General features: G+C 60.6%; 11 protein-coding genes. 10 read left to right on the top strand and 1 reads right to left on the bottom strand.

Features of this window, described 5'->3' with window-relative positions:
- Window positions 1-7 precede the first annotated feature (7 nt).
- From AC3WWR_RS17225 to trpE, 10 genes are all read left to right on the top strand, one after another.
- The gene (locus AC3WWR_RS17225) at window positions 8-2,407 is read left to right on the top strand and encodes a PAS domain-containing sensor histidine kinase (protein WP_033045296.1); all 2,400 of its coding nucleotides are present in this window, start codon (window positions 8-10) and stop codon (window positions 2,405-2,407) included.
- The gene (locus AC3WWR_RS17220) at window positions 2,408-3,037 is read left to right on the top strand and encodes a response regulator (protein WP_020798801.1); all 630 of its coding nucleotides are present in this window, start codon (window positions 2,408-2,410) and stop codon (window positions 3,035-3,037) included.
- A 253-nt stretch (window positions 3,038-3,290) separates the two neighbouring features.
- Window positions 3,291-4,415 carry an ABC transporter ATP-binding protein gene (locus tag AC3WWR_RS17215; RefSeq protein ID WP_151143551.1) on the top strand — a complete coding sequence of 375 codons (1,125 nt, stop codon included), beginning with the start codon at window positions 3,291-3,293 and terminating at the stop codon, window positions 4,413-4,415.
- 48 nt (window positions 4,416-4,463) lie between these two features.
- Window positions 4,464-5,507 (top strand): ABC transporter substrate-binding protein, encoded by a 1,044-nt coding sequence (locus AC3WWR_RS17210; protein ID WP_020798800.1) that lies wholly within the window; start codon window positions 4,464-4,466, stop codon window positions 5,505-5,507.
- Window positions 5,508-5,699: 192 nt separating this feature from the next.
- Window positions 5,700-6,947, top strand: coding sequence for an ABC transporter permease (locus tag AC3WWR_RS17205; RefSeq protein WP_033045294.1), 1,248 nt, complete (start codon window positions 5,700-5,702; stop codon window positions 6,945-6,947).
- Between the two features lie 12 nt (window positions 6,948-6,959).
- Window positions 6,960-7,784 carry an ABC transporter permease gene (locus tag AC3WWR_RS17200; RefSeq protein WP_008061581.1) on the top strand — a complete coding sequence of 275 codons (825 nt, stop codon included), beginning with the start codon at window positions 6,960-6,962 and terminating at the stop codon, window positions 7,782-7,784.
- 221 nt (window positions 7,785-8,005) lie between these two features.
- On the top strand, window positions 8,006-9,154 hold the full coding sequence (locus AC3WWR_RS17195) for an iron-containing alcohol dehydrogenase (RefSeq protein ID WP_151143548.1): 1,149 nt from the start codon (window positions 8,006-8,008) through the stop codon (window positions 9,152-9,154).
- 80 nt (window positions 9,155-9,234) lie between these two features.
- Window positions 9,235-9,909: a ribulose-phosphate 3-epimerase gene (gene rpe, locus AC3WWR_RS17190; protein ID WP_033044299.1), complete on the top strand. Its 675-nt coding sequence runs from the start codon at window positions 9,235-9,237 to the stop codon at window positions 9,907-9,909.
- Window positions 9,906-10,724: a phosphoglycolate phosphatase gene (locus AC3WWR_RS17185; protein WP_033044298.1), complete on the top strand. Its 819-nt coding sequence runs from the start codon at window positions 9,906-9,908 to the stop codon at window positions 10,722-10,724. Before rpe ends, AC3WWR_RS17185 begins: the two co-directional genes overlap by 4 nt.
- A gap of 69 nt (window positions 10,725-10,793) precedes the next feature.
- The gene (trpE, locus tag AC3WWR_RS17180; protein ID WP_020798795.1) at window positions 10,794-12,275 is read left to right on the top strand and encodes an anthranilate synthase component I; all 1,482 of its coding nucleotides are present in this window, start codon (window positions 10,794-10,796) and stop codon (window positions 12,273-12,275) included.
- A 178-nt stretch (window positions 12,276-12,453) separates the two neighbouring features.
- Here the strand turns inward: trpE and estP are convergent, their stop codons facing one another.
- The gene (estP, locus tag AC3WWR_RS17175; RefSeq protein ID WP_492598909.1) at window positions 12,454-14,361 is read right to left on the bottom strand and encodes an esterase EstP; all 1,908 of its coding nucleotides are present in this window, start codon (window positions 14,359-14,361) and stop codon (window positions 12,454-12,456) included.
- Window positions 14,362-14,750 lie beyond the last annotated feature (389 nt).

Below are 14,750 nucleotides of genomic sequence, written 5' to 3'. Positions count from 1 at the left end.
GAGTTCGATGATGCGTTTTCGCTGCCTGTGGGTTATCGGCTGTTTGTGGTTGCCCTTGATGGGCTGGGCGGCGGTAGCGCCACCGGCGCATGTCGCGCCATTGTCGGCAGGCCAGCAACAGTGGTTGGCGCAGCAGGGCGATTTGCGGGTGGGACTGGTGTTGCAAGCGCCCTACGCCCAGTACGACCGCCGCTTGCAGCGCCTGTCCGGGGTCAATGTCGAGCTGATGAAGTGGCTGGCCAAGTCGCTCAAGGTCGAACTGAGCTGGCGCAACTTTCCCGATCTCGAGCAATTGGAGGCGGCCGCTCGCGCCGGCGAAATCGATCTCGCCCCGGGGCTGACCCAGACCCCTGGCGGCCTGCGCCTCTGGCAGTTTTCCGATCCGTACATGCGGGTGCCACAGCTGGTGGTCAGCGACCAGAAAAGCACTGGGGCGGTTGAGCTGGAAAAACTCGACAGCCAAACCCGCGTCGCCGTGCGCATGCCCAGTGCCACCGCCGACTACCTGCGTGGAAACTATCCGCATTTGAACCTGCAGGGTGTACCGGCCGAACGCCAGGCCTTGCAACTGTTGCTAAGCCAGCAAGCCGCCTACGCGGTGGTCGACGAGGCACAATTGGGGCGATTGTCCGTTGAACCGGAGTTCTCCGGGCTGGTGGTGGTCGGTGATATCGGCTTGCCACAGCTGCTGCGGGTGGCCACGCGTCGCGACCTGCCGGAGCTGGCCGGCATTGTCGAAAGCGCGCTGCGGGCGATCCCGGCGAAGGACCTGGAGGCGCTGCACAACCAGTGGCTGCAACCCAAGTACCCGCGGCTCACCGAATCCCCGGGATTCTGGCAAAACCTCTGCCTGCTGCTGTTGGTACTGGCGCTCAGCGCCATGGCCATCGTGTTCTGGCAACGACGCCAGCAGCACAGTCTGGAGCAACGACTGGCGGCGGCGCAGGCAGACATTGCCCTGCGTGCCGCCAGTGAAGAGGCCCTGCGGCTCACGCAGTTTTCCATCGACCAGAGTACCGTCGGCATTCTCTGGGTGAATTGGGACAGCCACGTGCGCTACGCCAACCGCGCTGCCGAAACCATGCTGGGCTATCCGCCCGGAGGGATTATCGACCGGCCATTGATCGAGTTCGAACCCGAACTGCACATGGATCGCTGGTTGAACCTGTGGAAGCGCGCCAGGGCCAGCGACGACGCGCCGCAAAGTTTTGAATCCAATTGCCTGCGGGCCGATGGCAGCATCCTGCCGGCCGATGTCTCCCTGAGTTTTTTGCGCTTTCGCGATGGCGAGTACCTGGTGGTCTACCTGACCGATGTCACTGAACGTCGTCGCGCCCTGGCGGCGTTGCAGGAAAGTGAAGCACGCTTGCAAGGGATCGCGGCGAATGTGCCGGGCCTGGTCTTTCGCCTGGAACGGGCGCCGGTGACCGGCCAGATCGACTTTGCCTACATCAGTGAGGGCAGCGAGAGCCTGGTGGGTTACTCGCCAGCGACCCTGGCCCATCGTGACAAAGGCCTGCGCAGCCTGGTGCATCCGGACGACAAGGCCAGCTATCACCAGACCCAGGATCGTGCGCTGGACACTGACAGCGACTGGTCCTGGCAAGGGCGGATCCTTACGCGTCAGGGGGAACAACGCTGGGCGGAAATCAAGGCGATAACCCGTCGACTCGAGGGCGGCGCCTACGTTTGGGATGGCATTGTCTGGGACATCAGCGAGAGCAAGCGCATCGAACTGGAACTGGCGAGCTCGCGTGAGCAACTGCGCGAATTGTCGGCGCACCTTGAAAGCGTGCGCGAAGAGGAGAAGGCGCGCATTGCCCGGGAAGTTCACGACGAATTGGGCCAGATGTTGACGGTGCTCAAGCTGGAAACGTCCATGTGCGAGCTGGCTTATGCGCAACTCGACCCCGGATTGAACGAGCGCCTGAACAGCATGAAGCGTTTGATCGCACAGCTGTTCCAGCTGGTACGCGATGTGGCGACGGCGTTGCGGCCACCGATCCTCGATGCCGGGATAGCCTCGGCCATCGAATGGCAGGCACGCCGGTTTGAGGCGCGTACGCAGATTCCGTGCCTGGTACAGGTGCCGGAAAACTTGCCCGTGCTCAGTGATGCCAAGGCCATCGGCCTGTTTCGTATACTTCAGGAAGCGCTGACCAATGTCATGCGCCACGCCCAGGCGCATACTGTCGAACTGACACTTACTCTTGAAGGCGACGAGTTGTGCCTGACCGTCAGCGATGATGGCGTAGGATTTGTCGCCGAAAGCGGCAGGCCAACATCCTTTGGGTTGGTCGGCATGCGCGAGCGGGTGTTGATCATGGGCGGGCAACTGTCCCTTGAGAGTGAGCCGGGTGAGGGCACGACCCTGACTGTGCGAGTACCCTTGGATAAGGAGACGTAAGTGATCCGTGTACTGGTTGCCGAAGACCACACCATTGTCCGCGAAGGCATCAAGCAATTGATCGGCCTGGCCAAGGACCTGCTGGTGGTGGGGGAGGCGAGCAATGGCGAACAGCTGCTCGAAACCTTGCGGCATGTGCCCTGCGAAGTGGTGCTGCTGGATATCTCCATGCCGGGTGTCAACGGCCTTGAGGCGATCCCGCGGATCCGTGCCTTGAACAATCCGCCGGTGATCCTGGTGTTGTCGATGCATGACGAGGCACAAATGGCGGCACGGGCCTTGAAAGTCGGTGCGGCAGGCTATGCCACCAAGGACAGTGATCCGGCGCTGTTGCTGACGGCCATCCGCCGGGTGGCAGCGGGAGGGCGCTATATCGATCCGGACCTGGCCGACCGAATGGTCTTCGAAGTCGGCCTGACCGATTCGCGGCCGCTGCACTCACTGCTCTCGGAGCGTGAGTTTTCGGTGTTCGAACGCCTGGCCCAGGGCGCCAACGTCAACGACATTGCCCAGCAACTGGCGTTGAGTAGCAAAACCATCAGTACCCACAAGGCGCGGTTGATGCAGAAACTCAATATCACCTCGCTGGCGGAGCTGGTGAAGTACGCGATGGAACACAAGCTCCTCTGAAAAACACCCCCACCCCCTGCGCGCGTCGCCATGTCCATTTGCGACATGCCTGATCAACCGCTATTGCTCGTTCTTGCGGCGTGCAGCTCACCGCTCGCCGCTGCGCTTGCCAAAGCGCGCCATCCTTGTAGGGCAATCCCTACCCCCAGCCTTCCATATGGCTGAGGCGATTCTCTCTTGCCCCCCGATTTGCGCAGGTCCCAGCGTCCACTAGGCTTAGTCCACAGCAGTCATCAACAACAAAGGTGTGGGTATGAGCCAGGTCGATTCAAGCGCAGGGGCCAATGATGTTCTGGTCAGCTTTCGTGGAGTGCAGAAGAGCTACGATGGCGAGAACCTGATCGTCAAGGACCTCAACGTGGACATTCGCAAAGGCGAATTCCTCACCTTGCTCGGCCCCTCAGGCTCCGGCAAAACCACCAGCCTGATGATGCTCGCCGGTTTCGAAACTCCGACAGCAGGTGAGATCCTGCTGGCCGGACGCGCCATCAACAACGTGCCGCCGCACAAGCGTGACATCGGCATGGTCTTCCAGAACTATGCGTTGTTCCCGCACATGACGGTTGCCGAGAACCTGGCGTTCCCTCTGACTGTGCGCGGGCTGAACAAAAGCGACGTCAGCGATAAGGTCAAGAAAGTCCTGAGCATGGTGCAGCTCGATGCCTTTGCCCAGCGTTATCCGGCACAACTGTCCGGTGGCCAGCAGCAGCGCGTGGCGCTGGCCCGCGCACTGGTGTTCGAGCCGCAACTGGTGCTGATGGACGAACCCCTCGGCGCACTGGATAAACAGTTGCGCGAACACATGCAGATGGAAATCAAGCACCTGCACCAGCGTCTGGGTGTGACCGTGGTCTACGTGACCCACGACCAGGGCGAAGCCCTGACCATGTCCGATCGTGTGGCCGTTTTCCATCAGGGCGAGATCCAGCAGATCGCGCCTCCACGTACGTTGTATGAAGAGCCGAAAAACACCTTCGTCGCCAACTTCATTGGCGAAAACAACCGTCTTAACGGCCGTCTGCACAGCCAGACCGGCGACCGTTGCGTGGTCGAACTGGGCCGTGGTGAAAAAGTTGAAGCCCTGGCGGTGAACGTCGGCAAGACCGGTGAACCGGTGACCTTGTCCATTCGCCCGGAACGCGTGAGTCTCAATGGCTCCAGCGAGTCTTGCATCAACCGCTTCTCGGGACGGGTAGCGGAATTCATCTATCTGGGCGACCACGTCCGGGTTCGCCTGGAGGTCTGTGGCAAGACCGACTTCTTCGTGAAACAACCGATTGCCGAGCTCGATCCTGCGCTCGCGGTCGGTGACGTGGTTCCGCTTGGCTGGCAGGTCGAACACGTTCGCGCGCTCGATCCCATTCTAGAGGCGAACTGATCGCCCCGGCTTCAACAACACAAACCCTGCACGTGGAGAGAACAATAAATGTTGAGATCCCTGAAATTCACCGCTCTGGCACTGGGCATGATGGGGGCAGCAAGCGCAATGGCAGCTGGCCCGGACCTGACCGTGGTGTCCTTTGGCGGGGCGAACAAGGCGGCGCAGGTCAAAGCCTTCTACGCACCGTGGGAAGCGGCAGGCAACGGCAAGATCGTGGCGGGCGAATACAACGGTGAGATGGCCAAGGTCAAGGCCATGGTCGACACCAAGAGCGTGTCCTGGGATCTGGTAGAAGTCGAATCACCAGAACTGTCCCGTGGTTGCGACGAAGACATGTTCGAGCAACTCGACCCGGCCCTGTTCGGCAAGACCGAGGACTACGTCAAAGGCGCTATCCAGCCATGCGGCGTAGGTTTCTTCGTGTGGTCGACCGTGTTGGCCTACAACGCCGACAAACTGAAGACCGCGCCGACCAGCTGGGCGGATTTCTGGGACACCAAGCAATTCCCAGGCAAGCGAGGCCTGCGTAAAGGCGCCAAGTACACCCTGGAGTTCGCACTGATGGCTGACGGCGTTGCGCCAAAAGACGTCTACAAAGTGCTGGCCGGTAAAGATGGACAGGATCGCGCGTTCAAGAAACTCGACGAACTCAAGCCCAACATCCAGTGGTGGGAAGCTGGCGCACAACCGCCGCAATACCTCGCTTCCGGTGACGTGGTCATGAGCTCGGCCTACAACGGCCGCATCGCCGCCGTGCAGAAAGAAAGCAACCTGAAAGTGGTGTGGAACGGCGGTATCTACGACTTCGACGCATGGGCCATCCCAAAAGGTCTGGATGCCAAGCGTGCGGAAGCGGCGAAGAAATTCATCGCCTTCTCGGTACAACCACAGCAGCAGAAGACCTACTCGGAAAACATCGCCTACGGCCCGGCCAATACCCAGGCCGTACCGTTGCTGGCCAAGGATGTCCTGAAGGACATGCCGACCACCCCGGAAAACATCGCCAACCAGGTACAGATCGACGTCAGCTTCTGGGCTGACAACGGCGAGCAACTGGAACAGCGCTTCAATTCCTGGGCTGCGAAGTAAGACCGCAGCGCGGGCTTATGCTGTAGGAGCTGCCGAAGGCTGCGATCTTTTGATCTTCAGCGGTCTCTAAGCCGCCAAAAGATCGCAGGCTGCGCCAGCTCCTACAGGGGCCAGTGAATGGTTCAAGAACATTGATGTAATGCGGCATCGCGCTGTTTGATGCCGCCCATCCAAAGATTTCCGGAGTACGCCATGGCTATCGCCGTTCCCGTGAACGCGGGCACTGACCCCACCTTGAAGCAGCGGCTCAAGCACGCCGAGCGGGTCAACCGCTGGAAGGCCCAGGCGTTGATCGCGCCGCTGGTGCTGTTCCTGTTGCTGGTGTTCCTGGTGCCAATCGTGGCGCTGCTCTACAAAAGCGTGGGTAACCCGGAAGTGGTCGGTGGCATGCCGCGCACCGTGGCGGCCATCGCCAGTTGGGACGGCCGAGGCCTGCCTGCCGAACCGGTCTACAAGGCGGCCAGCGAAGACCTCGCCGAAGCGCGCAAGAATCAGACCCTGGGCGATTTGTCCAAGCGCTTGAACATGGAGTTGGCCGGCTATCGTAGCCTGCTGACCAAAACCGCCCGCGCCTTGCCGTTCGCCGCTGAACCGGCCTCTTATAAAGAAGCGCTGGAAGGTCTCGACGAGCGCTGGGGTGACCCGGCCTACTGGCAAGCCGTACGCCGCAATACCAGCAACATTACGCCGTACTATCTGCTGGCCGCGGTCGATCACCGCATCGACGACCTCGGCGAAATTGCCCCGGCCACACCGGACCAGGCGATCTACCTCGACATCTTTGCCCGCACTTTCTGGATGGGCCTGATCATCACCGTGATCTGCCTGGTACTCGCGTATCCCCTGGCTTACCTGTTGGCGAACCTGCCATCGCGCCAGAGCAACCTGCTGATGATTCTGGTGCTGCTACCGTTCTGGACCTCGATCCTGGTTCGGGTTGCCGCGTGGATCGTATTGCTGCAATCGGGTGGCTTGATCAACAGCGGCCTGATGGCCATGGGCATCATTGATAAGCCGCTGGAGCTGGTGTTCAACCGCGTCGGTGTCTACATCTCGATGGTGCACATCCTGCTGCCGTTCATGATCCTGCCGATCTACAGCGTGATGAAAGGCATCTCGCCGACCTACATGCGTGCGGCGATTTCCCTGGGGTGCCATCCATTCGCCAGCTTCTGGCGGGTGTACTTCCCGCAAACCTATGCCGGTGTCGGCGCCGGTTGCCTGTTGGTGTTCATCCTCGCCATCGGCTACTACATCACCCCGGCGTTGCTGGGCAGCCCGAACGATCAGATGGTCAGCTACTTCGTCGCCTTCTACACCAACACCAGCATCAACTGGGGCATGGCGACCGCACTCGGTGGCCTGTTGCTCCTGGCGACCGTGGTGCTTTATCTGATTTACAGCTGGCTGGTGGGCGCCAGTCGCCTGCGCCTGAGCTAAGGGGAGAATGAAATGCTGAGTCCTTATATGTCGCCCATCGAGCGGGTGTGGTTCTACAGCTTGCGGATTCTCTGCGGCTTGATTCTGTTGTTCCTGATCCTGCCGGTGCTGGTGATCATCCCGCTGTCGTTCAACTCCGGCAGTTTCCTGGTGTACCCGCTGCAAGGCTTCTCGCTGCAGTGGTATCACGACTTTTTCGCCTCGGCGGAATGGATGCGCGCCCTGAAGAACAGCATCATCGTCGCGCCGGCCGCTACGGTGCTGGCCATGGTGTTCGGTACGCTGGCGGCCATCGGCCTGACCCGTGGCGACTTCCCCGGTAAACCGCTGGTGATGGCGCTGGTCATTTCGCCGATGGTGGTGCCCGTGGTGATCATTGGTGTGGCCAGCTATCTGTTCTTTGCGCCGTTGGGCCTGGGCAACAGCTTCTTTTCGCTGATTGTGGTGCATGCGGTGTTGGGCGTGCCGTTCGTGATCATCACCGTGTCGGCGACTTTGCAAGGGTTTAACCAGAACCTGGTGCGCGCGGCGGCCAGCCTCGGCGCTTCGCCGCTGACGGCGTTCCGTCGGGTGACTTTGCCGTTGATTGCGCCCGGGGTGATTTCCGGTGCTTTGTTTGCCTTCGCCACTTCCTTCGATGAGGTGGTGGTGACGCTGTTCCTCGCCGGCCCCGAGCAAGCGACTTTGCCACGGCAGATGTTCAGCGGTATCCGCGAAAACCTCAGCCCGACCATCGCCGCCGCCGCGACGCTGCTGATCGCCTTCTCGGTGATCCTGCTCCTGACCCTGGAGTGGCTGCGTGGGCGCAGCGAGAAACTGCGTACTGCGCAGGTCTAAAACTTCACACCGATCCACTGTGGGAGCGAGCCTGCTCGCGAAAGCGGAGTGTCAGTCGACTCAAATGTCGAGCACTCAGCCGTCTTCGCGAGCAGGCTCGCTCCCACCGTTGTTTTTGTGCTGATTCGCGAGCATGGTTCATTCACTACCTGAATATCAGCCAACCCCCAAACCCCAGCTACTCTTGTGCCCAGCTCCCACATCCATAAGAGGCTGCGCACATGAGTCTTTCCTCCTTCAAGATCGCCCACAAACTGATCACCGGCGCAGCGGCCATCGAGCAGTTGTCCGTCGAGCTGATGCGCCTGGACATCGACCACCCGCTGATCGTCACCGACGCTGCCTTGGTCAAGTCCGGCACGGTAGAGCTGGCGCTGGCCCAGCTTGGGGGGCGCACTTATGAGATTTTTGACCGGGTGTTGCCGGACCCGGAAATCGCCATCGTCGAAGACTGCATGCGGGTTTATCGCGATGGGGGGCATGACGGCTTGATTGGCCTGGGCGGTGGGAGTGCCATCGACATCGCTAAAAGCGTGGCGGCCTACGCCGGTTACCACGGCGCCCTCGAAGATTTGTTCGGGGTTGACCAGGTGCCACGCAAAGGCCCGCCACTGATCGCCATCCCCACCACGGCCGGCACCGGTTCGGAAGTCACCAACGTGGCGATCCTTTCCGACAAGGTCGCGCAGTTGAAGAAAGGCATCGTCAGCGATTACTTGTTGCCGGACGTGGCATTGGTAAGCCCGCAGATGACGCTGACTTGTCCGCGCGGGGTCACGGCGGCCAGCGGCGTCGATGCGCTGGTGCATGCCATCGAATCCTATCTGTCGGTCAATGCCTCGCCGATTACCGACGCCCTGGCCATCGGCGCCATAAAACTGATCGCCAAGGCGCTGCCCAAGGCCTACGCCAACCCGTCCAACCTGCAGGCCCGTGAAGACATGGCCACCGCGAGCCTGATGGCGGGCATGGCATTCGGTAATGCCGGGGTGGGTGCGGTGCATGCGCTGGCGTATCCCTTGGGAGGGCGCTTCAATATCGCCCATGGCGTGAGCAATGCCTTGCTGCTGTCCCATGTCATGACCTGGAACAAGATGGCCTGCATTGAACGCATGCAGGATATCGCCGAAGCCATGGGGGTGAGGACGGCTCATCTGAGCGCCAATGAAGCGGCCGACAAAGCTGTAGAGGCCATGACCGCGTTGTGCGCGGCGGTGGAAATCCCCCAAGGCCTGCGCAGTGTCGGGGTTCCCGAGGATGCGATTGCGGCGATGGCCGTGGAGGCAGCAGGGATCGAGCGCCTGATGCGCAACAATCCGCGCCGGTTGAGTGCTGTCGATATCGAGAAAATCTACCGGGCGGCCTACTGATCATCGCGCTTTCGGTGCGCGGGCCAAAGCATGAGGTATACAATGCGCGCCATCGTGATTCTGCTCAGAAAAGGTGCGTCATGCAGCCCTTCGTAATTGCTCCGTCGATTCTTTCCGCCGACTTCGCCCGCCTGGGCGAAGAAGTGGACAACGTCCTGGCCGCCGGCGCCGACTTCGTGCACTTCGATGTCATGGACAACCACTACGTGCCGAACCTGACCATCGGCCCGATGGTCTGCTCGGCGCTGCGCAAGTACGGCGTGACCGCGCCGATCGACGCGCACCTGATGGTCAGCCCGGTGGACCGCATCGTCGGTGACTTCATCGAAGCCGGCGCGACCTACATCACCTTCCACCCGGAGGCTACCCAGCACATCGACCGCTCCCTGCAACTGATCCGTGAGGGCGGTTGCAAGTCGGGCCTGGTGTTCAACCCGGCAACGCCGCTGGACGTGCTCAAGTACGTGATGGACAAGGTCGACATGATCCTGCTGATGAGCGTCAACCCGGGCTTTGGCGGGCAAAAGTTCATCCCTGGCACCCTCGACAAGCTGCGTGAGGCGCGGGCGCTGATCGACGCGTCGGGTCGTGACATTCGCCTGGAAATCGACGGTGGCGTCAACGTGAACAACATTCGTGAAATCGCTGCGGCAGGTGCTGATACCTTCGTTGCTGGTTCGGCGATCTTCAATGCACCGAACTACCAGGAAGTGATTGAAAAAATGCGTTCCGAACTGGCGCTGGCCCGCCCATGAGTGGCTTTGAGCAGCTGTTTCCCGGAACCCTGCCTCGACTGGTGATGTTCGACCTGGATGGCACCTTGGTCGACTCGGTCCCGGACCTGGCGGTGGCGGTGGACAAGATGCTGCTCAAGCTCGGTCGAGCACCGGCCGGTATCGAAGCGGTGCGTGAATGGGTGGGTAATGGCGCGCCGGTGCTGGTGCGCCGTGCCCTGGCCGGCGGTATCGACCACTCGAAGGTCGATGACGCCGAGGCCGACAGCGCGCTGGAGATTTTCATGCAGGCGTATGCCGATAGCCATGGGTTGACCGTGGTCTACCCCGGTGTGCGCGATACGCTTAAATGGCTGCAAAAGCAGGGCGTCGAGATGGCGCTGATTACCAACAAGCCGGAGCGCTTCGTCGCGCCGCTGCTGGATCAGATGAAAATCGGCCGATATTTCAAGTGGATCATTGGCGGCGACACCCTGCCACAGAAAAAACCCGACCCGGCTGCGCTGTTTTTCGTAATGAAGATGGCCAATATCCCGGCCTCGCAATCCTTGTTCGTCGGCGACTCGCGCAGTGATGTACAGGCGGCGAAAGCGGCGGGGGTCAAGTGCGTGGCCTTGAGCTACGGCTACAACCACGGCCGGCCGATTGCCGAAGAGTCACCGGCACTGGTGATCGACGACCTGCGCAAGCTAATTCGCGGTTGCCTGGACCCGGCCGCTGAGATAACGTTGGCCGACGCTGTCCAACCCCCTTCTGGAAACGCCATCGTGGTGGTCACTCGCAAACTCTGGATGAAAGTCATCAAGGCCCTGGCCCGCTGGCGTTGGCGCGCCTGACTGATCCTTGCCGGTTGTCCGGCGCGTTTGCATACCTGACTGTTTGATCCTCAAGCCACGAGGCACCTCATGATCCGCGAAGAATTCCTGCGTTTGGCCGCTGCCGGCTATAACCGCATCCCGCTTGCTTGCGAAACCCTGGCCGACTTCGATACGCCGCTATCGATCTACCTGAAACTGGCCGACGAGCCCAACTCCTATTTGCTGGAGTCCGTACAGGGTGGCGAGAAGTGGGGTCGTTACTCGATCATCGGCCTGCCGTGCCGCACTGTGCTGCGGGTGCACGACCATCACGTCAGCGTGACCATCGACGGTGTCGAGACTGAAAGCCACGATGTAGAAGACCCACTGGCCTTCGTCGAAACCTTCAAGGCCCGTTACAACGTGCCGACGATTGCCGGTTTGCCGCGCTTCAACGGCGGCCTGGTGGGCTACTTCGGTTATGACTGCGTGCGTTATGTGGAAAAGCGTCTGGGCAAATGCCCGAACCCGGACCCGTTGGGCGTGCCGGACATTCTGCTGATGGTGTCCGACGCGGTGGTGGTGTTCGATAACCTCGCCGGCAAGATGCATGCAATCGTCCTGGCCGATCCGGCCCAGGAAGACGCCTTCGAGCAAGGCCGCACGCGCCTGGAAGAGTTGCTGGAAAAACTCCGCCAGCCAATTACCCCGCGCCGTGGCCTGGACTTCAGCAAGCAGCAGTCAGCCGATCCGGTGTTCCGTTCCAGTTTCACCCAGAACGATTACGAAAAAGCCGTCGACACCATCAAGGAATACATCCTGGCCGGTGACTGCATGCAGGTCGTGCCGTCCCAGCGCATGTCGATCGACTTCAAGGCAGCCCCCATCGATCTTTACCGAGCGCTGCGCTGCTTCAACCCGACGCCTTACATGTACTTCTTCAACTTCGGCGACTTCCACGTTGTCGGCAGTTCGCCAGAAGTGCTGGTGCGGGTCGAAGACAATCTGATCACCGTGCGCCCGATCGCCGGCACCCGTCCACGCGGGGCCAACGAAGAGGCCGATGTGGCACTGGAAAAGGACCTGCTGTCGGACGACAAGGAAATTGCCGAGCACCTGATGCTGATCGACCTCGGTCGTAACGACACGGGTCGCGTATCTGAAATCGGTTCGGTGAAACTCACCGAGAAAATGGTCATCGAGCGTTACTCCAACGTGATGCACATCGTGTCCAACGTCACCGGCCAATTGAAGGCCGGCCTGACGGCCATGGACGCACTGAGGGCGATTCTGCCGGCGGGCACCTTGTCTGGCGCACCGAAGATTCGTGCGATGGAAATCATCGACGAATTGGAACCGGTCAAGCGCGGTGTCTACGGCGGCGCCGTCGGCTACTTCGCCTGGAACGGCAACATGGACACCGCCATTGCGATCCGTACGGCGGTGATCAAGAACGGCGAGCTGCATGTGCAGGCCGGTGGCGGCATCGTTGCCGACTCGGTGCCAGCGTTGGAATGGGAAGAAACCCTGAACAAACGACGCGCGATGTTCCGTGCAGTGGCCCTGGCGGAACAAACCCCGGACGCCTGAGTTCGCCACTAACAATGTGGGAGCGAGCCTGCTCGCGAAGGAGCCGGCACAGCCAACTTTGATTTAGCCTGATCCACCGCTATCGCGAGCAGGCTCGCTCCCACAATGGCTTCACCAGCATAAAAAAAACGCGGCGCCCGTAAAGGCGCCGCGTTTTTTATGTTGGCTGTTTGCTTGATCAGAAGTCCAGCGCAACGCCCACGTTAATGCCTTGCTGGGTATAGTCATCATCCTTGCGCAACGTATACCCGCCACGCAGCGCCAGATCGGCCGTCAACTTGTGGCTGACGCCCAGGCTCACGCGGTTCAAGTGGCTCTGCGGTGTATAGCCAGCAAGCGTGAAATCGAGTGACGGCAAGCTATTGAGGGCGATGTTCACCTTCTGTACGTCATCTTCATACTCACGCTCGTAGGCATATTCGCCAAACACCTGGGTCTGCGAGGTGATCTGATACTTACCCTGAAGCCCGGCGCCGAGACGTTTCGAATCGCGTTTCTGATCATCAAAGGTCAGCGCCGTGGAGCGACTGGTATTTTCCGAATAACCGTCGACTTCCACTTTGGCGTAATCGGCACTGATGAACGGCGACAGGTGCCACTCACTGCCCGGCTGCGCTATGTCATAGCCCAGGCGTGTGCTGAAGGCCCAGAGATAGCCATCGGTGTCGCCTTTCTCCGCACCCTCACCCGCGCCTAGATCAAATTTGCGTTTGAGATTGTCGTAATCCAGCTTGCCGCCGGTCAATGCGGCATCGGCCCACCAACGGTTCTGCTGGAACTGGGCGAATACCGTGGCCAGGTAGCTGTTGAGTTTGTAGTCCGAATCGTTGTTGCCTGCCTCCAGGTTCTGGCGATAGAAGCCTGCCGCCACACCTACTCGCCAGGCTTCATTGAGGCGATAGCTGCCGCCGATGTTCAAGCTGTAGCCGTTGCCATCGGCATCGGCGCCGCTGCTTTGATGGTCCACATCGAGGTGCTGGCCGCCCCCGGCCACAATGGCCCGCCATTGGCCGACCGCCTGCCAGCTTTCCCAGTCGGATTGCCATTGGCTACGCAGTTCATCCTGATGCGCGCGTAGCGTGGCGTGGGCCATTTCCGGCAGCAGCGTCAGTTCCCAGGGTGCAGCGAGTAAGGAATAGGCGTAGTCGGACACCAGCTTTTGCCCGGCTTCGGTCGGATGAACCCCGTCGTTATAAACCAGCTTGCTGGGGTCGGGGGTGGCGCTGTTGATGCCAAAGGCGGCGTTTTCGGTGCAGCCGTCGCCGCTGAAGCAAGTCGCGGTCAGGTTCTGCCCGGTGGCAAAACCGAATCGCGCGGGATCGGCGAAGGTTTCCTGCAGCAACAGTGGAATGTTCAGCGGGATGATTTCGGCATCGATGCCCGCCAGTCGAGTGACCAGTTGCCGGTTGAAGGCCGCGCTCAGTTGCGAGGTCGGTCCCTGCAGAGGGCTGCCATTGATGGCAGGGGTCAAGCCCAGGTCAGGCAACAGCCAGACCATGATGTAGCGGGCGCCGGCTGTTTGCAGAACCTGAACGCTGTTGGCCAGTCGGTCCGCCGCGGCATTCGCCTGGGCGCCACTTTGCACACGTCCCTGAAGAAAGTCGTTACCGCCGCCGGAGAGGTAATACAGCGCGTTCGGATCGGCGCGCAAGTTGTTGGTCGGCAAATAGCCCGCTCGTGCACGTTCGCCGGTGGCGGATAACGTGGTGATTGAATCGAGGATCTGGTCGGTGCGGTAGCCGCCGACGGCCCAGTTGTTACCGTCTGGCAGGCCCTGGACGGCGCGTGCGGCTGAAGTCGAAGCGGCAGTCTGGTCCGCTGAGAAGCCAAGCCTGCCCCCGAACAACTGGGTTGAGTTGGCGGAATAGACTTCGCCACTGCCGTCCTGATAAGTCGGCCCTACCCGGTTGGTGAAGCGCAGAGTCGAACCGGGAGGGCCGCCCGCGTCGGTAAACTGCCCCGCATCGTTGAGGCTGTCACCGAAGACGATGAAGTTGGAGTAAGGATTGGGCGCCGCAATCGCCTGAGCGTAAGCCAAGGCGAGCAAGCAACCGGCAAGCGGTGCAAACAGCGTCTGTCTGATCATGAGCAAGTCCGTTTGTTTCTTGTTTTAGTGGGGTAAACGACAGTGCCAAAAAACTATAGAACCTCATGCCATTCGGCGCGAACTTGCCGAATGTTTCACTTGCTTCGATCGCCCCATATTGCACGCTCTGCCCAGCTAAGTTACTGTGCCAAGACGTATAAATGAGACCTTCCCCGTGTTGATCGTCAGCAAACTCCTGGATCAAGTCATCAAGGCACACGCCCGCTGGCGTTGGCGCGCCTGAATCCTTCTGCCGGCCCGGCCGGATCTTTACCGCTTTGCCTTCTTTACCCGTCAGACACACCGCTTTGCTGCGCGAATCCAGCGTCCGCCAAAGTGCAGGACGCTGCGGGTAAATCATTCGAAGGCTGAATCAAGTCAGTGAATTC

It is taken from the genome of Pseudomonas sp. EB271-G4-1, assembly GCF_058791355.1.
The sequence above is the reverse complement of the archived record's forward strand: the minus strand, read 5'-3'. Positions and strand labels throughout refer to the sequence as shown.